Here is a 21,277-nt window from a genome sequence, read left to right on the forward strand (position 1 = left end):
GCCCCCGTCCGTCGTACGCTCCGAGCCCGGGGAGACGACCACAGGGGGCCGGATGCTGACCGACACATCGACCGGCGCGGGCAAGGCGGTACTGCTCCACGACCGCTGTCCCACGCTCGCCGAACTCGCCGACACCGCCCACCGGTTGGCCGCCCTGCGACCCGACCTCTGCCGGGTGCGCACCGTCGGCACCTCCCGGGCCGGCCGCCCGCTCACGCTCCTGTCGGTCGGCCGCGCCGAGCGCAACGTCCTGGTCGTGGCGGGCGCGCACGCCGACGAGTTCGCCGGCCGCGCCAGCACCGTGGAACTCGCCCACCGGGTCCTCGCCCGCCCCGCCCTGCGCACCGCCGCGACCTGGAACTTCCTGCTCTGCCTCGACCCCGACGGCGCGCACCTCGCACGCGGCGCCCTCACCGCCCGCACCCTGCCCGAGTACTTCGCCGGCTACTTCCGCCCCGCCGCCGAGGAACAACCCGAATGGGCCCCGGCGGTCGGCGGCCGCCTCCCGGAGAGCCGGGCCCTGCTCGACCTGATCGACGAACTGCGGCCCACCCTCCAGTTCACCCTGCACAGCATGGACGTGGGCGGCACCTTCCTCCAGGCCACCCGCGACCCGGCCGACCTCGCCGCCCCGTTCGCCACCTCCGCCGCCGCCCTCGGCATCCCGGTCGAGACCGGCACCTACGACACCTTCTGGCTGCGCGAGTCCGGCCCCGGCGTCTTCCTGATGGAGCCCCACCACATCGACCGCCAGGAGAGCAGCACCGGCATGCTGACACCGCACCGCGCCGAGAGGGCCGGTGACACCGGCGGCGTCCGGGCCTCCACCTGGTTCGCCCCGCAGCGCCACGGCGGCGAGACCGTCATCGTCGAAGTACCCGCCTGGACCAGCGACCGCCTCGGCGACACCCGCCCGGCCGACGACGCCCCCGAGCGCCTGACCGCCAGCGCCGACCGGCTGCGCACCCGCACCGCCCTGCTCGCCGACCTGCTGGACGCCGCCCTGCCCCACCTGCCCGACCGGGACACCGCCCTGCTCCGCGCCGTCCGCAGCCCGCTGACCGCCTCCCGGCAGCTCGCCGACGAATGGGACCCGCGGGCGCTCGGCCGGCGTCTGCTGGGCCCGGGGCTGATGACCCGGGCGAAACTGGCCGGCATCGACCTGTGGGCGCACCGCATCCCGGTGCGCGCCGCCGCCCTGCTGCGGCGCGTCGTCGACCCGGCCGGGGCCCGCCTGGCCCCCGACACCGCCCGCCTCGACGCCCTCCTACAGGACTGGTGCGCCCGCTACCAGCGGCGCTTCCGGCCCGCCTGGCTGCCGGTGGCCCGCCAGGCCGAGCACCAGGCCAACATCGTCCAGGCCGCCGTGGAGCTGCACCTGACGGCCTGACCGGCCCGGCCGTCCCGGGCGGAAGGGCCCGGGCGGGAGGGCGGCCGGGGCCGTCGGGTCAGGCCTCGGTGACCAGCGCGGCGACCAGTCGCCGGACCAGCTGCGCGCCGTCGGCCGACCGGTCCCCGTACATCAGCAGGTGGTGGACCGTGCCCACGAGGGCGAGCGCGAGCATCGCGCAGTCGGCGTCCGCGCGGACCCGGCCCAGGCGCTGCTCGGCCTCCAGGTAGCGGACGACCGCGCCCTCGACCGCGTCCGGTCCGGGCGCGCCGGCCTCCCAGGCCAGCCGCACCCGCTGCGTGGCGCCCTGCCGGGCGAGCGCGGCCGCCGCGATCACCGGCCCGGTGGTGCCGAGCAGGACGAGCGCGGCGCCGGTCAGGTTCTCCCGCACCTCCCCGCTGCCCGCCCGCCCGGGCAGCGGGGCGACCTCGGCGGCGATCCGCGCGAAGCGGTCCAGGACGAGCTGGGCCATGAAGTCGTCCAGGTCGGCGAAGTGGTTGTACAGCAGCCCCTTCGCGCAGTCGGCCTCCTCGGTGACGGACCGGTTGGTCAGCCCGGCCGGCCCCTCGCGGGCGAGCACGCGCTCGGCCGCCGTGAACAGCCGTTCCCGCACGTCGGGGATCGCTACGCCGCGTGGTGACATCCAGGTCCTCCGGAACGGGTCTTGCACAGTATGGGCGAGTGCCCATACCTTGCTATGGGCGATCGCCCATACTAGTGTCCGACAGGAGCGAACCCATGCGCACACCCGTCAACACCGCCCAGTCCCACGCCTGGAACGGCGACGAAGGCCAGCACTGGAGCGACCACCACGACCGCTGGGACGCCGTCAACGAAGGCTTCGACCCGCTGCTCCTGGCCGCCGCCGCGATCACCCCCGCCGACCGCGTCCTCGACATCGGCTGCGGCGCCGGCCACACCACCCGCCGCGCCGCCCGAGCCGCCACCCACGGCTCCGTCCTCGGCCTCGACCTCTCCGCCCCGATGCTGGCCCGGGCCCGCGCCCTGACCGCCGACCAGGACCCGGACCACACCCCCTCCGGCCGGATCGCCTTCGAACAGGGCGACGCCCAGATCCATCCCCTGCCCACCGCCGCCTTCGACGTCGCGATCAGCCGCTTCGGGATCATGTTCTTCGAAGACCCCGTCGCCGCCTTCGCCAACATCGCCCGCGCCCTGCGCCCCGGCGGCCGCCTCGCCTTCGTCTGCGTGGCCGACCCCGCCCGCACCGAATGGGTCCGGGTCCTCGACGAGACGCGCGCCGCCCTCCCTCTCCCGAAGCAGCAGGACGCCCCGCCCGCCGGCCCCGGCATGTTCTCCCTCGCCGACCCCGCCGAGATCCACCGCGTCCTCGGCTCCGCCGCCCTCACCGACATCCGCACCGAACCCGCCGAGGCCCACGGACACTTCGGCCGCGACACCGCCGACGCCGCCGACCACCTCCTCGGCTCCGGCCCCGCCCGCGACCTGGCCGAACAACTCGACCGGACCCACCCGGGCGACACCGACACCCCCACCGGCACCGACCGCCTCCGCGCCGCCCTCACCACCGCCCTCGCCCCCTACGAACGACCCGACGGCGTACGGCTGCGCACCGCCGCCTGGCTGGTCACCGCCACCCGCCCCTGACCGCCCCGGGCGCCCTACGCCTGCTCGCCCTCGCCCTCGGCGTCGATGTGCGGCAGGATCCGGTCCAGGAAGCGCGGCGTCCACCAGGCCGACGCGCCCAGCAGCGTCATCACCGCCGGGACCAGCAGCAGCCGCACGATCGTGGCGTCCACCAGCACGCTCACCGCCAGGCCCAGCCCCATCATCTTGATCACCACGTTGTCGCTGACGATGAACGCCGCGAACACGCTGACCATGATCAGCGCGGCGCAGGAGATCACCCGGGCCGTGATCTCCAACGCGTGCGCCACCGCGTCCTGGCTGCGCCCGGTGCGCAGCCAGGCCTCGTGCACCCGCGAGAGCAGGAAGATCTCGTAGTCCATGCTCAGCCCGAAGACGATCGCGAACATCATCATCGGCACGTAGCTCTCGATCGGGACCTTCCCCGCCACCCCGAGCGCCGGCCCGCCCCAGCCCCACTGGAAGACCGCCACCACCACCCCGTACGAGGCCGCGATCGACAGCAGGTTGAGCACCGCGGCCTTGACCGCGACGAGCGGGCCGCGGAAGACCGCCAGGATGATCAGGAAGGCCAGCCCGACCACCACCGCGATGATCAGGACCAGCCGGCTCGACACGATGTCCAGGAAGTCGACCTGGGCCGCGGTGTTGCCGGTGACGTAGGTCTTCGCGCCGGTGCCGGCCACCGCGTCGGGCAGCACGGTGTCCGACAGGTGGTTGACCAGGTCGGTGGTGGCGCGGTCCTGCGGCGCGCTCGCCGGGATGACGGTGCCGAACAGCACCGCGCCGTCCGGGCTGGTCTGCAGCGGGGTGCTGCTGGCGGCGCCGGGCAGGCCGGTGAGGGCCTGCTGCACCGAGGCCGACACGGCCGGCCGCGTCTCGGCGGGCACGGCGCTCTGGTCCACCACCACCGTCAGCGGCGCGTTCGAGCCCGGACCGAAGGCCTGGGACATCAGGTCGTAGGCGCGCCGGTCGGTGAAGTCGGTGGAGTCGGCGCCGTCGCCGATGTGGCCCAGCTGGATGGAGAACAGCGGGATCGACAGCACCCCCAGCACCACCACCCCGGCCACCAGGTACCGCCAGGGGCGCGCCTCCACCCGCCGGGCGTAGCGGTGCCAGCTCCCGCCCTCCGCGCCCTCGGCGCCGCCGGACTCGGCGATCGGACGGCGCACGGCGAAGCGGTCCATCCGCCGCCCGATCAGCCCCATCAGCGCCGGCAGCAGGGTCAGCGCGCCGAGCACCGCCGACACCACGGTGACGGCCGCCGCGGCACCCAGCTTGGCGATGAAGGAGATCCCCGACACCGACAGCCCGGACAGCGCGATGATCACCGTGCAGCCGGAGACCAGCACCGCGCGCCCGCTGGTGGCCACCGCCTGCCCGGCCGAGGCCACCGGGTCCACGCCGTCCATCAGGTTCTGCCGGTGACGGGTCAGCAGGAACAGCGCGTAGTCGATGCCCACCCCGATGCCGATCATCGTCGCCAGGGTCGGCGCGACCGTCGCGAAGGTGGACAGCGCCGCGATCAGCCCCAGCGCCCCCAGCCCGACCACCGCCGCGAACAGCGCCGTCACCAGCGGCAGCCCGGCCGCGATCGCGCTCCCGAACCCCACCAGCAGCACCACGATCGCCACCGCGAAGCCGATCGCCTCGCTGGAGCGGTCGTCCGGCGCCGGCCGGGCCAGCTCGCCCAGCGGACCGCCGTACTCCACCTGCACCCCGGCCTGGCGCAGCGGCGCCACCGCCTCGTCCACCCCGGTCAGGTAGTCGGTGCCCAGCAGCGTCGGCGTGGTGTCGAACCGGACGGTGATGTACCCGGTCAGCCCGTCGGCGGCCAGCGGACCGCCCGGCGCCACCGGCTGCCCCGGCGGCGGCAGCGGGCTCTGCACCGCGATCACGTGCGGCAGCTGCTGCAGCGAGGCGACCGCCTGGGCGATCTGCGGCTGGAAGCCGGTCAGCGGCGCGGCGTCGTGCAGCACCACCTGGGAGCTGGTGCCCGCGGCGGCCGGCTCGTGCGCCTGCAGGACGTCGCGGCCCTGCTGCGCCTGGGTGCCGGGCAGCGAGAAGTCGTCCGAGTAGGTGCCGCCGACCGTCTTGTTGGCGGCCTGGATGCCGGCCAGGGCGACGATCCACAGGACGATGACGATCAGTGAGTGGCGCGCGCACCACTCGCCCAGGCGGCGCAGCGCCGCCCGCCTGGTCGGGCGCTCGGCGGCCGAGGGGACGGGGCGGGCGGACAGCGGCATGGACGGCTCCCGGGTCTGCTGCGCGCTGGTGCGCCGGATCGGCGCAGTGTTCCCGGCGGGGCCGGACCGCCCCCGGGTACCGGCGGGTAGTCGTCCCGACGGCCCCGGCGTGGCGTCCGGGGCCGTCGGGAACGGCGGGCTGGTGGGCTGGGGGGTCAGGGCCGGGCGGGGCCGCCGAGCCCGGGGGTGGTGACGGGGGCGGCGGCGCCGATCAGGACGACCAGTTCGTGGCCGCCGGGGTTGGTCCGGACGGGGACGGTGCGCCAGTTGTTGGCCAGCCAGACGTTGCCCGAGGGATCGATCTGCAGGCCGGTGTTGCGCTCCAGCCCGTCGCTCGGGTAGCCGGTGTCGGGCGGGGAGAGGGGCTGTCCGGTGCGGTAGCCGGGCGGGCAGGCGGTGAGGTCGGTGCCGCACAGGCGGGCGACGCGGTGGCCGCCGAAGTTGGCGACCCAGACGGTGTCGTCCCCGTCGACGGCGATGCCCCAGGGCAGGAACAGTCCGCCGTCGGTGAAGGGTTCGGGGGCCGGGGTGCCGTCGGGCCCGATCAGGGTGACCGAGGCGCCCGGGCGCGGTCCGGCCTCGGCGGCAACGGCGTCGGCGAAGTCGTCCGCGGTGGTGTCCGCGCAGGGGACCGGCAGGATGCCGCTGTTGCTGACCCAGGCGTAGCCCTTGCTGTCGGTGGCGACGGCGAGCGGGCGGCGCAGGCCGCCGCCGGTGACGGTCCGCTCCGGGGTGCCGTCGGGGGCCAGGACCTGGACGCTGTCGTTGCCGTTGCCGCTGACCCACAGCCGCCCGGCGGGGTCGACGGCGGCGCCGAAGGGCTTGCTCAGCGCGGGGGTGGGCACCTCCCGGGCGCGGGTGGCGTCACCGTCCGGGATCCGGGTCACGCTGTCGCCGCCGCAGTTGGCGACCCAGACGGTGCCGGCCCGGTCGGCGGCCATGCCCTGCGGCTGGGCGATGCCGCCGGTGCGCCATCCTTCGGGCGGGGAGAGCGGGGCGCCGTCGGGGGCGAACTGGGAGACGCTGCGCTCCAGCGGGGTCGGGTCGACGGGGCAGCCGCGGCCCTGGAAGCCGAAGTTGCCGACCCAGGCGCTGCCCCTGGCGTCGACGGTGATGCCGAAGCCGGCGCCGTACAGGCCGCCGCCGCGGTGGGGCGCGCCGGGGGCGTCCCGGCCGGTGGGGGTGAACGTGAGGACGGTGCGGCCGCCGCAGACCGGGACGGCGGGGTCGGCGCCGTAGCGGTAGTTGTTGGTGACCCAGGCGTTGCCGTCGGCGTCGAAGGCGAGGTTGCCGGGGCCGTCGAGCTCGTGGCCGTTGCCGTCGTAGCGCAGGGCGAGGGTCCAGGCGTCGGGGGCGGCGGGCAGGGCGGGCCGGTAGCGGGGGGTGGTGTCGGCGAGGGCGAAGAGGGCGGCGGCGTTGTGGCCGGGGTCGTGGGCGATGTCCACGGCGGCCCGCAGGGTGTCGCGCGGCCGGTCGTGGCCGGGGCGGCGGGCCAGGTCGAACAGCTGCTCGCAGGCGTCGCCGGTGACGCACGCGGCGAGCAGGTTGGCCAGGGTGTTGAACTCGGCCATGGTCGAGGTGAGGGCGCCGTTGGGCGCGGTGGCGAGGGGGGCGGCGATGTCGCCGGTGCCGGTGTCGGCCAGATTGTGGGCGACGGCGGCGGCGTTCGGCAGCCCGGGGCGGGGGCCGGAGACGCCGGCCGGGCCGGTGAAGCGGGCCAGGGCGTAGGCGACGGCGACGGTGGTGCGCTCGTTGACGACGAGTTCGGGTGGGGCGTCGGCCCCGCTGAGCACGGCGGCGAGCACGGCCGGCCCGTCCTGCGGCGCCCCCTCCAGCGCGGCCCCGTCCTGCGCGGTGCGTTCCCCCGGGTGCCCGAGGCCGGCGAGCACGTACAGCACGGCGCGCGGGTCGTGCGGGCGGCGGTAGTCGAGGGTGAAGCGCCCGTCCTCGGCGCTGCGGGTGCGGGCCAGCACCCGTGGCGCGGCGCCCTCGCCGTCCCCGGCCTGGTAGAGCGTCACCTCGGCGCCGCCGAGCGGGGTGTCGCCGCTGCGGACCACCCCGCACCGGTCGACGGTCTCCCACCCGGCGGGGGCGGCGGCCGCCGCGTGGGAGGGTCCGGCGGCGAGCTGGGCCAGGAGGGCGGCGGTCAGCAGGACGCCGCGGCGTCGGCGCATGGGGGGCTCCGTTCGGTCGCAGGGCAACGGCGGCCCGTGCGCCCGTCACGGGCGGGGCCGCCGCCCTCCTGCCTGCCACATCCGGGGGCCGCCCGCGCGCGACCGGCCGCGGGACGCGGCGGAAATTGCCCGGTACGGGCGAGGCGGCGGCGCGGGCGGCCCCGGTGGACGGGGCGTCAGCCGAGCTGCGCCGGGGCGGCGCCGGCGAAGGAGCGGTCCTGCTCGGGGGCGGTGGCCGTGGCGGCGCGGGCCTGGTCGCGGCGTTCCAGGGCGGCGGACCAGAGGGCGAGGACGAGCGCGGCGGCGGCGAGGGCGGCGCCGACCCAGTTCGGGGCGGTGTAGCCGAGGCCGGCGGTGATGACGATCCCGCCGAGCCAGGCGGCCAGCGCGTTGCCGAGGTTGAAGGCCCCGATGTTGACGGCCGAGGCCAGGGTGGGCGCGCCGTGGGCCTGGTCCAGCACCCGCTTCTGCAGCGGGGGGACGGTGGCGAAGCCGAGGGCGCCGACGAGCAGGAGGGTGACGGCGGCGAGGATCCTGCTGTGCGCGGTCAGGGTGAACAGCGCCAGGACGACGGCCAGGCCGCCGAGGGCGGTGTACAGCATCGGCATCAGCCGGCGGTCGGCGAACCTGCCGCCGAGCAGGTTGCCGAGGAACATGCCGACGCCGAGCAGCACCAGCAGCCAGGTGACCGCGCCGTCGGAGTAGCCGGCGACCTGGGTCATCATCGGGGCGATGTAGGTGATCGCGGCGAAGACCCCGCCGAAGCCGAGCACGGTCATCGCCATCGCGAGCAGCACCTGCGGGTTGCGGAAGGCGGTCAGCTCGCGGCGCAGGTGGGCGCCCTCGAGGCGCGGCATCGCGGGCACCAGTCTGGCGATGCCGAGCAGGCCGACCACGCCGAGCGCGGCGACGACGCCGAAGGTGGTGCGCCAGCCGACGGCCTGGCCGATGAAGGTGCCCAGCGGCACGCCGACGATGTTGGCGACGGTCAGCCCGGTGAACATGGTGGCGATGGCGCCGGCCTTCTTCTCGGGGGCGACCAGGTCGGCGGCGACGACGGAGCCGATGCCGAAGAAGGCGCCGTGGGCCAGCGAGGTCACGATGCGGCCGGCCAGCATCAGCGGGAAGCTCGGCGCGAACGCGGAGAGCAGGTTGCCGACCACGAACAGGCCCATCAGCAGCATCAGCATCGTCTTGCGGTTGATCCTGGTACCGAGGGCGGTCATCAGCGGCGCGCCGATGACGACGCCGAGGGCGTAGCCGGTGACCAGCAGGCCCGCGTGGGGGATGGAGACGCCGTAGTCGCCGGCGATCCGGGGCAGCAGGCCCATGATCACGAACTCGGTGGTCCCGATCCCGAATGCGCCGATGGCCAGGGCGAGGAGAGCGAGAGGCAAAGGCCCGAACCCTTCTGTGATTGCTTGAGTGAGCGGCTAGCGTGCTTCGACAATAGTTGCACGCGCGCAATAAGTGCAATCGCGAGTAGGGCGCACGCGCCGTGACCGTCCGGCCAGTGGTCCAGACCACTGACGCGCGCCGTAAAAGCCGCACATCGGTACATTGAGGGCGATCGGGAGCAGCGCCAGGCTTCGCGCGTCCACGCACAGAAGGCCGAACCGCCTTCGGAAAGGGTCTCCATGCACCCCGCCCTCAGCCCCGCCGTCCTCGCCGAGCTGCGCCGGCCCCGGCCCTACCCGGCGGTGTCGATCCTGATGCCCACCCACCGCCGGGAACCGGACAAGACGCAGGACCCGGTCCGGCTGCGCAACCTGCTGGCCGAAGCGAAGGAGAAGGTCCAGGCCGACCCCGCGGTCTCCCGCGCCGAGCGGATCGACGTCCTGGAGCAGCTCGACCGGGCCCTGAGCGAAGTCGACCTGGTGCACGCCGAGGACGGCCTGGCGATCCTCGCCGCGCCCGGCGAGCACCGGATCTGGTCACTCGGGCGCACCGCCCCCGCCCGGGTGGTCCTGTCCGACACCTTCCTCACCCGCAACCTGGTCGCCGCGCACGCTGCCGAACGCCCCCACTGGGTGGTCGCGATCGCCGCCGACCGGGTGGCGCTGTGGGGCGGCACCCAGGAGCGGGTCGCCGAGGAGACCGGCAACGGCTTCCCGCTGGTGCGCGTCCACGACAACCCCGACCCCGAACGGCAGGAGCAGATCGGCGACACGCCCAGCACCTTCCGCGACGAGGAGACCAAGACCTTCCTGCGCCAGGCCGACGCCGGGATCGGCAAACTGCTCGCCGCCGACCCCCGCCCGCTGTACGTGGTCGGCGAGGCCGCCGCGCTCGCCCTGCTGGACACCGTCGGCCCCATCGCCCAGCAGGCCACCGCGCAGATCCCGCACGGCGGCCTCGCCCAGGCCGACGCCGAGACCGTCCGCCGGGTGGTCGAGCCCGCCGTGCGCGCCCGCGCCGAGCGCGAGGTCGCCGACGCCCTCGCCCTGCTCGACAAGGCCCGCGGCCGCCAGGGCTTCGCCGCCGGCCTGGACGAGGTCTGGCGGGCCGCCGGCGAGGGCCGGATCGACCTGCTGGTGGTCGAGGAGAACTACCGCGCCACCGTCCGCGACGACGGCGAGCACCTCGTCCCCGCCGAGGCCGGCCAGGCCGGCGTCCGCGAGGACATCGTCGACGAGGTCATCGAGCGCGGCCTCGACACCGGCGCCCGGGTCAGCTTCGTCCCCGACGGCACCCTCGCCGACAGCGACCGGATCGCCGCCGCCCTGCGCTACTGACCCGCCTTCCGCGCGTCGGGCCCCACGCGCGTGCCGGGCGTGCCGGTCCCGACGGGCGTGCCGGGCGTGCCGGTCCCAACCGGCTTGCCAGGAGAGCGGATACGCGACACCGGCGGCGGGGTCGGCTACCCGGCGGCCGCTGCGGCGGGGACCTGAGGGGCCGGGACCCGGGAGGCCGCGCCGCTGTCGGGGCCGGCCGGCTCCAGGGCCACGTCGAGCACGTCGACCATCCTGCGCAGCTTCTGCTGCACCCGTACGGCCTCGCGCCGCGGGACACGGACGACCGCCCGGGCCGAGGCCGGCGCCACGGTGCTGAAGGCGAGGTCCAGGACCCGGTGGTTGTTGAGGGTGGAGGCGAGCCGTGCGAGCGTCCCGGTGGTGGGGCGCAGCGTGACGGTGATCCGGGTGTGTTCCATGGCGGCGGTCCTGTCGGTGGATGGGACGGGCGGGCCGGAAAAGCAGAAAGACCCCTCGCGGAGTGCGAGAGGTCTGCGTGCGGGCGGTGGGCCGGGGGAGGGTCACTCCTCCCGGCGCGGTGCCGGCACGCTGCCGCTGGTAATCAGCTGCTGCTGCATGCCCCGCATGCTGGCAGAAACCCGCCGGGGTGGGACAAGGCGTCTCACCCTGCGGGACGGCCGCGGTGACCCGGCGGCGCAAGGCCCGCGGCCCGGACGTGGCACCCGGTCGGCGTCCCCGCGCGGGCCGCCGTACCGCCGCCGCACCGCCGCCGCCCGTAAACCGGTTGGCCGGGCACACCGCCGACTGCTACGGTCTGCGCAGCCGTGAGAAAAACGCGAGGAGGTGTCACCCATGAAGGCTGTATCCGTGTGGGTGCTCCCCCTTTCCGCCACGGCGGGCGATTGACACAGGTGTCGCCCGGGAGCGCCTCAGACCAGGCACTCCCGAAGGGCAACACCATGAACACTTCGCACCCCACCCCCGACATCCCCGCCGCCGACGACCACGCGCTCGCGGTCACGCGGATCTCGGACACCCAGTGGCACGCCGTGGAGGACGACCGCGTGGTCGGCCACGGCGACGCCTCACGCCGGCCCGACGGCCGGCTCTTCGTCAGCGTCGACGCATGGCAGGGCGCGGTCTTCGACCGCATCGCCGCCGCGATGTCGGCCGACCTGCCGGAACCGCTGCACACCGTCACCGACGAGGCCGACCACGACACCACGGCCGCCTGGCAGCGGGCCGGCTTCACGACCGTACGCCGCGAGTGGTGCTACCTCCTGCCCACCGACCCGCAGGCCACCGGGCTCGGCCCGGTCCGGCCCCCGGCGGGCGTGACGATCGTGCCCGCCGGCGAGGCGCAGGAGGATCCGCTGCGCGCCCTGGACCGCGTCATCCACGAGGAGGTCGAGGCCGGCATCGGCTGGCCGGCGATGCCGGCCCAGGTGCTGCCCCGGCCGGCGTGCAGCACCGTGGTCGACCCCGCCAAGTACGCGGTGGCACGGCAGGACGGCCGCTACGTCGGGCTGCTCCGGATCGCGCCGCTGCGCCGGCCGCGGATCGGGCTGCTCGCCGTCCGCGCCGACCACCAGCGCCGCGGCATCGCCCGGGCGCTGCTGGCCCACGCACTGGAATCGCTGCACCGCGACGGCGTCACCTCGGCCTGGGCCGAGGTGACGGAGTCCAACACGGCCGCCACCGCCCTCTTCGAGGGCATCGGCGCCCGCCGCGCCGGCAGCACCCTCGAACTCGCCCGCCACCGAAGCCATTGACACCCCAACACCGAACGGAGAGGTGAGAGCCATGAGCAAGACCGCAGACGGCATCGAAGTCGAAGGCACCGTCACCGAGTGCCTGCGCAACGCCACCTTCAGGGTGGAACTGCCCAACGGGCACATCGTGCTCGCCCACATCAGCGGCAAGGTCCGCAAGAACCACATCAAGATCCTCCCGCACGACCGGGTCCTCGTGGAGCTCAGCCCCTACGACCTCACCCGCGGCCGCATCCGCTACCGCTACCGGTCATAGCCGGTGGCTGCGGCCGGCGGCTCAGGTCGGTGACCGCGGCCGGTGACGGTGGCGTCGGTCGGTGACTGAGAGTCAAGTGACTGATGTGCTTGACCGTTTCGCGGGCCACAGTGGGTGGTGCCGGCCGCCGGTCCGCGGTGGCATCGGCTGACGCCACCGCGCGACGGAGGAAACGAGCATGATCGACAGGCGCACCTTCACCAGGGCCGTCGGGCTGGGGGCGGGCGCGAGCGCCCTGTCCCTGGCCGCCCTGTCCCAGGCCGCGGAGGCCGCACCGGCGGCCCCCGTCCTGGAGGCCGTGCCGGGCGGCGCCGCCGCCGGGCGGACCGGGTTCGCCCGGCTGGCGCAGGTCCGCGCCGGAGTGCTGGACATCGGCTACGCCGAGGACGGCCCGGCGGACGGCCCCGTGGTCATCTGCCTGCACGGCTGGCCGTACGACATCCACAGCTACGTCGACGTCGCCCCGCTGCTCGCCGCGCAGGGCTACCGCGTCATCGTCCCCTACCTGCGCGGGCACGGCTCGACGCGGTTCCTGTCCGCCCGTACGCCGCGCAACGCGCAGCAGGCGGCGGTCGCGCTGGACATCGTCGCCCTGATGGACGCGCTGGGGATCGGCCGGGCGGTGCTGGCCGGTTTCGACTGGGGCTCGCGCACCGCCGACATCATCGCCGCGCTGTGGCCCGAGCGGGTCAAGGCGCTGGTGTCGGTCAGCGGGTACCTGATCACCGACGTGGAGAAGCAGAAGGAGCCGCTGGCGGCCGCCGCCGAGCACACCTGGTGGTACCAGTTCTACTTCGCCACCGAGCGCGGGCGCCAGGCCATGGAGGACCGGGACAAGCGGCGCGACCTGTGCCGCCTGGTCTGGGAGAGCGTCTCCCCGACCTGGGCCTTCGACGACGCCGTCTTCGCCCGCACCGCCGCCGCCTTCGACAATCCCGACTACCCGGCGATCGTCATCCACAACTACCGCTGGCGCCTGGGCCTGGCCGACGGCGAGCACCGCTACGACCGCGTGGAGCAGCGGCTCGCCGCGCGGCCGCGCATCGCCGTCCCCACCGTCACCCTCGACCCCGGGCGGGACCCCTTCACCGCCCCCGGCGACGGCTCCGGCTACCGCCCGTACTTCACCGGCCCCTACCTGCACCGCACCCTCGCGGACGTCGGCCACAACCTGCCCCAGGAGGCGCCCGACGCCTTCGCCCGGGCGGTCCTGGACGCCGACCGCCTGTGACGCCGGCCGCCTGTGACGCGTCGCCGGGCGGCCGCCGGGTCAGCGCTTCGCGTACTCGGCCAGGAACAGGTCGACGCCGGAGCTGATCGTCCGCCACGTCTCCGCCTCGTCCGGCCCGGCCCCGGGGCTGAAGGTGTGCACCAGCTGCAGCACGCCCACGGTGCAGGCCACCAGTTGCTGCACCGCGAGCTTCGGGTCCGGGACGGCGAGCAGGCCGCGGCGGTCCAGTTCGGTGAGGGCCTCGACCAGCGGGGCGTTGTTCATCTCGTAGCTGACCTGGTACCAGAGCCGGCCCAGCTGCGGGAAGCGGTCGATCTCGCCGATCACCAGGCGGCGCAGGGACATGATGTCGGGGCGCAGCACGATGCGGGCCCAGTCGTGGGTGAGCGTGATCAGTGCGGAGCGCAGGTCGGCGGCTTCGGCGATGGTGGAGTTGTGGGGCTTGAGGCCCTCGTAGGTGGTGGGCAGGAAGCCGCCGATTACCGCGAGGAAGAGCCGTTCCTTGTTGCCGAAGTGCTTGTAGATGGTGGCCTTGGAGACGCCGGAGCGTGCGGTGATGGCGTCCATCGAGGCGGCGGAGTAGCCCTCCTTGAGGAACTCGGCCAGGGCGGCGTCGATGATCGCCCGCCGGCGCCGCTGGGCGGCGTCGGCGGGGCCCGGGATGATCGGCAGGCCGAACTCGTCGGTGGGCCCTGCGGTGTCGGCGGCCATCGGGTGCTCCTCGGAGGGGGTCTGCGGAGGGCGGGGGAAACGGTACTGATCAGTATAAGAACTGAACTGTCCGGTACAAGTCCATGCGCGCGACGCGCCGCCCGGACTGAACCATACGATTCAGTTCACCGCAAAAGACTGAACCGTATGGTTGACGCACTGAACTGAACCGTTTAGATTTCTCGGCGTCGGGACGACGACGAGCGGCAGCCGCCCACCAGCGAACGCCGACGAGTTCGGCCTGCCGGTCACACCCGTACCCATTGCAAGGAGCACGTCATGAGCGCGTCCAAGGTCTTCGCCATCTCCGGCTCGCTGCGCGCCGACTCGCACAACACCCAGCTGCTGCGCGCCGCCCGCACGTTCAACCCGGCCGGCATGGAGATCGAGATCTACGACGGCCTGCGCGAGATCCCGCCGTACGACTACGACCTCGACCACCCCGGCAAGCGCCCGGCCGTCGTCGAGGAGCTGCGCCGCAAGGTCACCGAGGCCGACGGCCTGCTCATCGCCACCCCGGAGTTCAACTACTCCATCCCCGGCGTCCTGAAGAACGCCCTGGACTGGCTGAGCACCGACTGGACCAAGACCGAGGGCCTGCCGCTGCACCGCAAGCCCACCGCGATCATGGGCGCCGCGCCGACCAACTTCGGCTCGGTCCGCGCCCAGCTCGCGCTCCGTCAGGTCTTCGTCTGGACCGACAGCGACGTGGTGGTCAAGCCCGAGCTGGTCGCCTTCCGCTCCCACGAGCGCTTCGACGACCAGGGCGAGCTGACCGACGAGGTCACCATCGGCATCCTCAAGGACCTGCTCATCGCCCTCCAGGGCAAGATCGACGCCCGCTCCTGACGCCTGCACGCCTGCACGCCTGACGCCTGACGCCCGACGGCCCCGGCCCCGGCCCCCCGGAACACTCCTGAGGGGGAGCCGGGGCCGCCCGCGTGTGAACTGCCCTGCCAGGCACCTGGGCTGACGAACCGTCCGATACGGCCGGCCGCCGCGCCGCACACCCGGCACCCCGGACCATTGCCGACCTGTTGCACGGGGAGTGGCCCGGCTCACAGCCGTTCGAGGGCGAAGCGTGATCGACTCGGCCGATGCGCGAGTCCGAGAAGCCCACCCCGCCGCCGTCGGCCCGTCGGCCCGCCGCGGCCGTCACCCTCGCCGTGGTCGCCGCCGCCCTGCTCACCGCCTGCGGCACCCGGACGACCGGAGCGAGCGGCGCGGCCGGGGCGTTCGCCACCCCGGCGGCCTCCGCCGGCGCCACACCCTGCGGGGCGCCGCTGCCCGCGCCCGCCGGCGGCGCCCAAGCGCCGTCCGGACTCGCGCGGGACGGCGTGCGGATCACCGCCGCGAGCCCGGCCTGCGCCGAGTACGAGGTGGCCAACCCGAACGGTGAACCGTCCGACGTCACCGTGGTGTTCAACCGGCTCTCGGCCGCCGGAGCCGCCCTGGACACCGTGACCCACACCGTCGCCGCGCTCGCCCCCGGAACCACCGAGAAGAGGCGGATCGACCTGTCCGGCCCGGGCCCGGCCCTGCCGGGCGCAGCCGCGTCCCAGGTGAAGATCGTCAAGGTCCGCAGCGTGCCCAGCGCCGAAGCCCCGCAGCCCGACGGCCCCTGCCCGGCCTCCGGCCTGCGCCTGTACGCGGACGAGGGCGACGCCGCGATGGGCCTGCGCGTCGCCGGCCTGCACCTGCGCAACTGCGGCACCGCCACGCTGGCCCTCGACGGCTACCCCACGCTGCAACTGCTCGACCCCGAGCACCACCCCGTCGACGGGGTCCGGCTGCTCTCCGGCGGCGCCGAGATCGCCACCGGCACCGGCGCCGACAACCCGCCGCAGAAGATCGCGCTGCGCCCGGGCGAGGGCGCCCGCGCCACCCTGGTGTGGCGCAACACCACCGGGGACGGCGCCCCGGTGAACATCCCCTACGTCCGGGTCCGCGCCACCCCGGACGCGGCCCCCGTGATGGTCACCCCGGAACTCGACCTGGGCACCACCGGCCGCCTCGGCGTCGGCGCCTGGGCCAGGGAGGACGCCGGAGCGAAGCCGCCCGCCACCCGGCCGCCGGCCCAGGGCGGCTGACCCCGCCCGCAGCCCCCCGGCACGGCGCACCACGGCACGGCCCGGCCCAACACGACACAGCCCGGCACAGCACGGCACGACCGGCGGCCCGGCACGCTCCCCCGTGGCGTGCCGGGTCGCCGGTTCGTCTCCTCGTGGAGGATGCCAGGGCGCGGCCCGGCCGAGTTGGCGCTGCGTCGACAGTCCCTTGGCGCTGCGTCTACTCTCCGGCGCCTCCGCCGCCGGTGTGCTCGGACAGCGCCTGGCGGCGGTGCTCGCCGGGCGGGAGTCCGTACGCGGCCCGGAAGGCGCGGCTGAAGTCGGAGGCGCGGGGGATGCCCCAGCGGGCGGCGAGGGCGTGGACGGGCACGGCGCGCAGGGCCGGGTCCGTCAGGTCGCGGCGGGCCTTGTCCAGCCGCTGGCGGCGGATCCAGGCGGCGACCGTCTCGCCCTGCGACTGCTGGGTGAAGAGGCGGTGCAGGTAGCTGACGGAGATGTGGTGCGCGGCGGCGATCACGGGCGGGGACAGCTCGGGGTCGTGCAGGTTGCGCAGGATGAACGTCCGTACGCTCTCCAGCAGGGCCCGCTGCCGGGTGTCGTCCGGCACGGCCGCCTCGGCGTCGAGTTCCCGGGCCAGCCAGGCGGCCACCAGGTCGACCACGACCGTGCCCAGCCGGGGCGCCTCGGCCGGTCCCAGGGCGGCGGCCTGCCGGTCGAGGCCGACGATGAACTCGGTGAGCAGCGCGCTGGTGCCCTCCCGTCCGGAGAACGCCCGCCCCATCAGGGTGCGCAGGCGGTGGGGCGGCAGCGGCAGCGCGGACACGGGGAAGTCGACGCCCACCGCTTCGACCCGGCGGGGGCCCCGGTCGGTGGCGCGTGCGCCGAGGCCCCGCACGTCGTACGGCTGCGAGCTGTCGAGCACGTACAGCTCGCCCGGGCCGAACACGGCTGTCCGGTCGCGGTCGCCGTGCGTCAGCGACAGGCCCCCGTCGAGGACCATGGTCAGGTGGTACACCCCGGGGTCCGAGCGCCGCACCCTGCCGGCGGTGCGCCGGAACCGCGCGGGCGGGAACGACGATCTGAGGAGGGTCACCGGCCCCAGCTCCAGGCGCCGCATCTCCGCCGTGAAGTCGTCGGCGTGAGCGCTGGTCATCTCGCTGTCCCGGGTCCGTCCGATCAGCTCCCGCCAGCAGTCGAACCGTTCCTTCGCGGGCACGTCCTCGCCCCGGAACACACTCGCCGTCCTCGCGCTCACGCTCCCGTTCCCTCCTCCGTGCTCGTCCTGCGGCCCGCCGACGAGGCCTGCCGCTGACGGCGCCAAACCCTGCGGCGACTTGCCAGAGCGTAAGGGGACGGTGACGGTACGACGAGTGCGGGGGTGGCGGTCGGGAGGTGGGCGGGTGGCGGTCGGGAGGTGGGCGGCCGCCGATTTTCCTCTTCCGATCATGGGCTGGTAGCTTCTTCCCTGTCGGCGGGACAAGATCGCGGAAGCGGTCGGGGAACCGCCGGACAGGCGTCGGTGGTGCAGTGGTAGCACGCCCGCTTTCAGCGGGAGGGGTTCGTTCGATCCGAGCCCGGCGCTCCCATCGGTAGGGGCGGAAGTCGCATGCGACTTCCGCCCCTGCTGCGTTCCTCCGCGCCCCCGGGCCGGCCGGCGGCTCCGGGCCCTAGCCGGCCAGCAGCGCGCAGACGAAGTCCTCCTCGACCGCGCGCAGCTGTGCCAGCAGGTCCGGGTTGCCGGTCTGGTTGACCTGCTCGGTGACGGAGACGGTGACGCTGCGGCGGCCGTCCGGGGTGCCCGCGCCGAACTGCGTGTAGCCCGCGGTGTTGCCCGTGTGCCCGTACACCACGCCGCACCGGGTGGTGTACTCGAAGATCGCCAGCCCGGCGCGGTTGGCCCCCGGGCCGGCCGGCTCGGAGGCACCCGCGACGAACACCCGCTGCCGGCGGCGGGTCGCGTCGCTGATCAGCGGGCCGCCCGCGTACCCGGCCGCGAACGCGCTGAAGTCCTTCGGGGTGGACACCAGGCCGCCCGACGCCCAGGCGCCCGAGGCGCCGAACAGGGTGCTGACGTCCTGCGCAGGCTCGGGCGGCTGGACGGCGTAGCCGTGCAGGTACGGCTCGGGCAGCCGGTAGCCGGAGGGGAGGCTGGTCTGTGTGAGCCCCAGCGGCCGGTAGACCTGGGAGTCCAGCAGGCCCTCGTAGCGCTGCCCGGTCGCGGCCTCGGCCATCAGGGCCACGGCGATGTTGTCGGAGTTGGAGTAGTGGTAGCGGGAGCCGGGGGCGAACTCCAGGTCCTGGCCGGCGACGAAGTCCAGCAGGTGCCGGGAGTCGAACCGGTGGTGCGGGTCGGCGCGGATCAGGTCGACGAACTCCGGTGCCGCGCTGTAGTCCGGCAGCCCGCTGGTGTGGTTCAGCAGCTGGCGCAGCGTCACCGCGCCCCAGGCGGCGGGCAGCGCGGGCAGCCGCTGGGCGAGCGTGTCGTCCAGCCCGAGCAGCCCGCAGTCGACCAGGCGCAGCGCGACCGCGCCGCTGAACGCCTTCGCGGCGCTGGCCAGGCGCATGTGGTCGTCGGGCCGGGGCGGCCGGCCGGTGCCGACCTCGGCCACCCCGGCCCGGAACACCCGCACCCGCTCGCCGTCGCGGAGCACCGCGATGGCGCCGGGCGGGCCGTCCGGGCGGTCGACCAGTTCCTGCAGCCGGGCCCGCAGTGCGAGGTCGTCGTCGTCGCGGGGCGCGGCCGCGGCGGCCCCGGCGGGCGCCAGCGCCAGCGCGGCGGTGAGCAGGGCGGCGACCGCGCGCCCGGGGCGGCGGGACAGCGGCGAACGGCGGGAGCGCAGGGACACGGCGGGGCCTTCCGGACGGCTCGGGTGGATCGGGGTGGCTCGGCGGCGGGGGTGCACCGCCGCCCCGGCCGCAAGGGATCACCCGCCGACGCCCGGCGGAAACGGCCGACGGCCCGCCGTGACCCGCCCAGCCGAGCGCCCCGGCCGCCGTGACCCGCCGGGCGCCGGCCCGTCCGTCCGTCAGCCCTGGGGCAGGTGGTCGGCGACCAGGACGGCGAAGTCGTCGGGGGTGACGACGCGGATGCCGAGCTCCTCGGCCTTGGCGCGCTTGGATCCGGCCTTCTCGCCGGCGACGAGCAGGGTGGTGCGCTTGGAGACGGACGAGGAGGCCTTGCCGCCGGCGCGTTCGATGAGCTCGTTCATCTCGTTGCGGGACAGCGCGGCGAGCGGGCCGGTCATGGAGCCGGTGACGACGACGGCCTCGCCGGTGAGCGGGCCCGAGGCCGCGTCCTGCCCCACCGGGCCATCGGCGTCCGCCGCGTCGGACGCCGCTGCGGGCGCCTGCGGCACGGTGACGGCGGTGCCCACGCCCCGGGCCGCGAGGCGGTCCAGCAGCGGTGCGAGCTCGGCGAGTTCGGCGACGATGACCCGGGCCTTCTCCGCCCCGATGCCGTCCACCGCCGCCAGGGTGTCGGCGTCGGCGGCGCGGATCGCGGCCATGGAGCCGAAGTGGGCGGCGATGCGCCGGGACATGGTGCGCCCGGTGCCGCGCACGCCGAGCGCGCAGAACACCCGGTTGAGCGGCTGCGACCGGGCGGTCTCGATCGCGGCGAGCAGGTTGTCGGTGCTGGTCTCGCCCATCCGCTCCAGGCCGAGGAGCTGCTCGCGGGTGAGGGAGAACAGGTCGGCGAGGTCGGTGACCAGGCCGGCTTCGACGAGCTGGACGGCGCGGGTGCCGCCCAGGCCCTCGATGTCGAGCTGGCCGCGGCCGGCCGCGTAGATCACCGAGGCGACGGCCTGGCAGTTGCGCCCGCGGGCGCAGCGCCAGCGCTGCTCGGTGGTGTCGATGGTGTCGCCGCAGCGGGGGCAGGCCTCGGGGAAGGCGATCGGCTTCTCGTCGCCGGTGCGCTCGTCGACCAGCGGCGCCTCGACGCGCGGGATGACGTCCCCGGCGCGGTAGACGAAGACCCGGTCGCCGAGCATGAGGCCGCGCCGGGTGATGTCGGCGGGGTTGTGGAGCGTCGCGTAGGTGACGGTGACGCCGTCGATGACGACCGGTTCGAGGACGGCGCGCGGGGCGATGATGCCGGTGCGGCCGACGTTCCACTCCACGTCGAGCAGCCGGGTGACCTTGTGCTCGGCGGCGAGCTTGCGGGCGACGGCCCATCGCGGCGCGCGCGAGCCGGAGCCGGCGTCCTGCTGGTCCACCGAGGAGTCGGCCTTGACCACGACGCCGTCGATGCCGAACGGCAGCTCGGAGCGGAGCGCGGCGATCTCGCCGACCCGCTGCTGGGCCTCCTCCAGCGTGGCGCAGCGCTGCGGGTGGGCGGCGGTGGTGGCTGCGGTGTTGGCGCCCAGGGCGGCCAGGCGCTCCAGCAGGGCGCTGTGGGTGAGGTCGTCGTCGAGGCCGACCGCGCCGTAGCCGAAGAACGTCAGCTCGACGCGGTAGGGCCGGTCCTTGGCCCGCAGGGTGCCGGCGGCGCCGTTGCGCGGGTTGGCGAAGGGGACCGCGCCGTGGGCGGTGCGCACCTCGTTGGCGTGCTCGAACTGCTCACGGGTGAGCAGGACTTCACCGCGCAGCTCGACGTCGACGGGCTCGGCGAGCACGGCGGGCAGGCCCAGCACGGCGTCGGCGGCGTGGCTGATGTCCTCGCCCGCCAGGCCGTCGCCGCGGGTGATCAGCCGGTGCAGGCGCCCGGCACGGTAGCGGGCGGCCACCGCCAGACCGTCCAGCTTGGGCTCCACGCACCAGGCGGCCACCGGCCGGCCCAGGCGCCGCTCCAGCCCGCCCGCCCAGTCCGCGAGCTCCTCGGCCGAGAAGACGTTGTCCAGCGACAGCATCGGCACGCTGTGCGGCACGTCGCCCCCGACCGCACCGCCCGCGACCTTCCCGGTGGGCGAGTCCGGCAGCACCTCGCCCGGGTGCGCCTGCTCGTAGGCCGCGACGGCACGCAGCAGGGCGTCGTACTCGTCGTCACCGAGCGGCGTACCGCCGTCGGTGTAGTAGGCGGCGGCCGCCCGGACGGCGGTGGCAACGGCATCGGCGTAGTCGCCGGGGGTGAGCAGAGCGGCGTCGTTCATGGGCAGCATCATCGCCACT

The 21,277-nt window shown here is 75.0% G+C and carries 17 protein-coding genes and 1 tRNA gene; 9 read left to right on the forward strand and 9 right to left on the reverse strand.

What is annotated here, in order from left to right:
- Nucleotides 1–52 precede the first annotated feature (52 nt).
- Complete coding sequence (locus ACZ51D_RS26590; RefSeq protein WP_465615111.1) at nt 53–1,390, forward strand: M14 family zinc carboxypeptidase; 1,338 nt, start codon at nt 53–55, stop codon at nt 1,388–1,390.
- A gap of 58 nt (nt 1,391–1,448) precedes the next feature.
- Here the strand turns inward: ACZ51D_RS26590 and ACZ51D_RS26595 are convergent, their stop codons facing one another.
- The gene (locus tag ACZ51D_RS26595) at nt 1,449–2,033 is read right to left on the reverse strand and encodes a TetR/AcrR family transcriptional regulator (RefSeq protein WP_465615112.1); all 585 of its coding nucleotides are present in this window, start codon (nt 2,031–2,033) and stop codon (nt 1,449–1,451) included.
- A 95-nt stretch (nt 2,034–2,128) separates the two neighbouring features.
- On the opposite strand from ACZ51D_RS26595, the gene ACZ51D_RS26600 reads away from it, so the two are divergent.
- Nucleotides 2,129–3,019: a class I SAM-dependent methyltransferase gene (locus ACZ51D_RS26600; protein ID WP_465615113.1), complete on the forward strand. Its 891-nt coding sequence runs from the start codon at nt 2,129–2,131 to the stop codon at nt 3,017–3,019.
- Between the two features lie 14 nt (nt 3,020–3,033).
- Here the strand turns inward: ACZ51D_RS26600 and ACZ51D_RS26605 are convergent, their stop codons facing one another.
- The 3 genes from ACZ51D_RS26605 to ACZ51D_RS26615 form a co-directional block, all read right to left on the reverse strand.
- Complete coding sequence (locus ACZ51D_RS26605) at nt 3,034–5,265, reverse strand: MMPL family transporter (protein WP_465663715.1); 2,232 nt, start codon at nt 5,263–5,265, stop codon at nt 3,034–3,036.
- Nucleotides 5,266–5,420: 155 nt separating this feature from the next.
- Nucleotides 5,421–7,439, reverse strand: a complete 2,019-nt coding sequence (locus tag ACZ51D_RS26610; protein WP_465663716.1) for an NHL repeat-containing protein — start codon at nt 7,437–7,439, stop codon at nt 5,421–5,423.
- A gap of 176 nt (nt 7,440–7,615) precedes the next feature.
- Nucleotides 7,616–8,836 (reverse strand): MFS transporter, encoded by a 1,221-nt coding sequence (locus ACZ51D_RS26615; protein ID WP_465663717.1) that lies wholly within the window; start codon nt 8,834–8,836, stop codon nt 7,616–7,618.
- Nucleotides 8,837–9,076: 240 nt separating this feature from the next.
- On the opposite strand from ACZ51D_RS26615, the gene ACZ51D_RS26620 reads away from it, so the two are divergent.
- Nucleotides 9,077–10,174, forward strand: a complete 1,098-nt coding sequence (locus ACZ51D_RS26620) for a baeRF3 domain-containing protein (RefSeq protein ID WP_465663718.1) — start codon at nt 9,077–9,079, stop codon at nt 10,172–10,174.
- 125 nt (nt 10,175–10,299) lie between these two features.
- On the opposite strand, the gene ACZ51D_RS26625 is transcribed toward ACZ51D_RS26620, so the two are convergent.
- The gene (locus ACZ51D_RS26625) at nt 10,300–10,590 is read right to left on the reverse strand and encodes a hypothetical protein (protein WP_465663719.1); all 291 of its coding nucleotides are present in this window, start codon (nt 10,588–10,590) and stop codon (nt 10,300–10,302) included.
- Between the two features lie 501 nt (nt 10,591–11,091).
- On the opposite strand from ACZ51D_RS26625, the gene ACZ51D_RS26630 reads away from it, so the two are divergent.
- The 3 genes from ACZ51D_RS26630 (at nt 11,092) to ACZ51D_RS26640 (ending at nt 13,391) form a co-directional block, all read left to right on the forward strand.
- Nucleotides 11,092–11,904, forward strand: coding sequence for a GNAT family N-acetyltransferase (locus tag ACZ51D_RS26630; RefSeq protein WP_465615124.1), 813 nt, complete (start codon nt 11,092–11,094; stop codon nt 11,902–11,904).
- A 31-nt stretch (nt 11,905–11,935) separates the two neighbouring features.
- Nucleotides 11,936–12,160, forward strand: a complete 225-nt coding sequence (gene infA / locus ACZ51D_RS26635; RefSeq protein ID WP_360497441.1) for a translation initiation factor IF-1 — start codon at nt 11,936–11,938, stop codon at nt 12,158–12,160.
- Nucleotides 12,161–12,338: 178 nt separating this feature from the next.
- Nucleotides 12,339–13,391 (forward strand): alpha/beta fold hydrolase, encoded by a 1,053-nt coding sequence (locus tag ACZ51D_RS26640; protein ID WP_465615126.1) that lies wholly within the window; start codon nt 12,339–12,341, stop codon nt 13,389–13,391.
- A gap of 39 nt (nt 13,392–13,430) precedes the next feature.
- On the opposite strand, the gene ACZ51D_RS26645 is transcribed toward ACZ51D_RS26640, so the two are convergent.
- On the reverse strand, nt 13,431–14,102 hold the full coding sequence (locus ACZ51D_RS26645) for a TetR/AcrR family transcriptional regulator (RefSeq protein ID WP_360497435.1): 672 nt from the start codon (nt 14,100–14,102) through the stop codon (nt 13,431–13,433).
- Between the two features lie 279 nt (nt 14,103–14,381).
- Between ACZ51D_RS26645 and ACZ51D_RS26650 the strand changes: the two genes are divergently transcribed.
- Both ACZ51D_RS26650 and ACZ51D_RS26655 read left to right on the forward strand, forming a co-directional pair.
- Nucleotides 14,382–14,951: an NADPH-dependent FMN reductase gene (locus tag ACZ51D_RS26650; protein ID WP_360497432.1), complete on the forward strand. Its 570-nt coding sequence runs from the start codon at nt 14,382–14,384 to the stop codon at nt 14,949–14,951.
- A 248-nt stretch (nt 14,952–15,199) separates the two neighbouring features.
- On the forward strand, nt 15,200–16,192 hold the full coding sequence (locus ACZ51D_RS26655) for a DUF4232 domain-containing protein (RefSeq protein ID WP_465615130.1): 993 nt from the start codon (nt 15,200–15,202) through the stop codon (nt 16,190–16,192).
- Between the two features lie 199 nt (nt 16,193–16,391).
- Here the strand turns inward: ACZ51D_RS26655 and ACZ51D_RS26660 are convergent, their stop codons facing one another.
- Nucleotides 16,392–17,426: an AraC-like ligand-binding domain-containing protein gene (locus ACZ51D_RS26660; RefSeq protein WP_465615132.1), complete on the reverse strand. Its 1,035-nt coding sequence runs from the start codon at nt 17,424–17,426 to the stop codon at nt 16,392–16,394.
- Between the two features lie 258 nt (nt 17,427–17,684).
- On the opposite strand from ACZ51D_RS26660, the gene ACZ51D_RS26665 reads away from it, so the two are divergent.
- Nucleotides 17,685–17,753: transfer RNA gene (locus ACZ51D_RS26665), tRNA-Glu, on the forward strand.
- Nucleotides 17,754–17,838: 85 nt separating this feature from the next.
- Here ACZ51D_RS26665 and ACZ51D_RS26670 read toward each other — a convergent pair.
- Both ACZ51D_RS26670 and ligA read right to left on the reverse strand, forming a co-directional pair.
- Nucleotides 17,839–19,017: a serine hydrolase domain-containing protein gene (locus tag ACZ51D_RS26670; protein WP_465615134.1), complete on the reverse strand. Its 1,179-nt coding sequence runs from the start codon at nt 19,015–19,017 to the stop codon at nt 17,839–17,841.
- A 180-nt stretch (nt 19,018–19,197) separates the two neighbouring features.
- Nucleotides 19,198–21,258 (reverse strand): NAD-dependent DNA ligase LigA, encoded by a 2,061-nt coding sequence (gene ligA, locus ACZ51D_RS26675; protein WP_465615136.1) that lies wholly within the window; start codon nt 21,256–21,258, stop codon nt 19,198–19,200.
- Nucleotides 21,259–21,277 lie beyond the last annotated feature (19 nt).

Source organism: Kitasatospora sp. NPDC033851 (genome assembly GCF_055576085.1).

Bases quoted from the DNA above. Each gene is read 5' to 3' on its own strand.
- ACZ51D_RS26590 (WP_465615111.1), top strand. From the start codon at position 53: ATGCTGACCGACACATCGACCGGCGCGGGCAAGGCGGTACTGCTCCAC.
- ACZ51D_RS26600 (WP_465615113.1), top strand. From the start codon at position 2,129: ATGCGCACACCCGTCAACACCGCCCAGTCCCACGCCTGGAACGGCGAC.
- ACZ51D_RS26610 (WP_465663716.1), bottom strand. From the start codon at position 7,439: ATGCGCCGACGCCGCGGCGTCCTGCTGACCGCCGCCCTCCTGGCCCAG.
- ACZ51D_RS26630 (WP_465615124.1), top strand. From the start codon at position 11,092: ATGAACACTTCGCACCCCACCCCCGACATCCCCGCCGCCGACGACCAC.
- ACZ51D_RS26605 (WP_465663715.1), bottom strand. From the start codon at position 5,265: ATGCCGCTGTCCGCCCGCCCCGTCCCCTCGGCCGCCGAGCGCCCGACC.
- ACZ51D_RS26620 (WP_465663718.1), top strand. From the start codon at position 9,077: ATGCACCCCGCCCTCAGCCCCGCCGTCCTCGCCGAGCTGCGCCGGCCC.
- ACZ51D_RS26645 (WP_360497435.1), bottom strand. From the start codon at position 14,102: ATGGCCGCCGACACCGCAGGGCCCACCGACGAGTTCGGCCTGCCGATC.
- ACZ51D_RS26625 (WP_465663719.1), bottom strand. From the start codon at position 10,590: ATGGAACACACCCGGATCACCGTCACGCTGCGCCCCACCACCGGGACG.
- ACZ51D_RS26595 (WP_465615112.1), bottom strand. From the start codon at position 2,033: ATGTCACCACGCGGCGTAGCGATCCCCGACGTGCGGGAACGGCTGTTC.
- ligA (WP_465615136.1), bottom strand. From the start codon at position 21,258: ATGAACGACGCCGCTCTGCTCACCCCCGGCGACTACGCCGATGCCGTT.
- ACZ51D_RS26650 (WP_360497432.1), top strand. From the start codon at position 14,382: ATGAGCGCGTCCAAGGTCTTCGCCATCTCCGGCTCGCTGCGCGCCGAC.
- infA (WP_360497441.1), top strand. From the start codon at position 11,936: ATGAGCAAGACCGCAGACGGCATCGAAGTCGAAGGCACCGTCACCGAG.
- ACZ51D_RS26655 (WP_465615130.1), top strand. From the start codon at position 15,200: ATGCGCGAGTCCGAGAAGCCCACCCCGCCGCCGTCGGCCCGTCGGCCC.
- ACZ51D_RS26640 (WP_465615126.1), top strand. From the start codon at position 12,339: ATGATCGACAGGCGCACCTTCACCAGGGCCGTCGGGCTGGGGGCGGGC.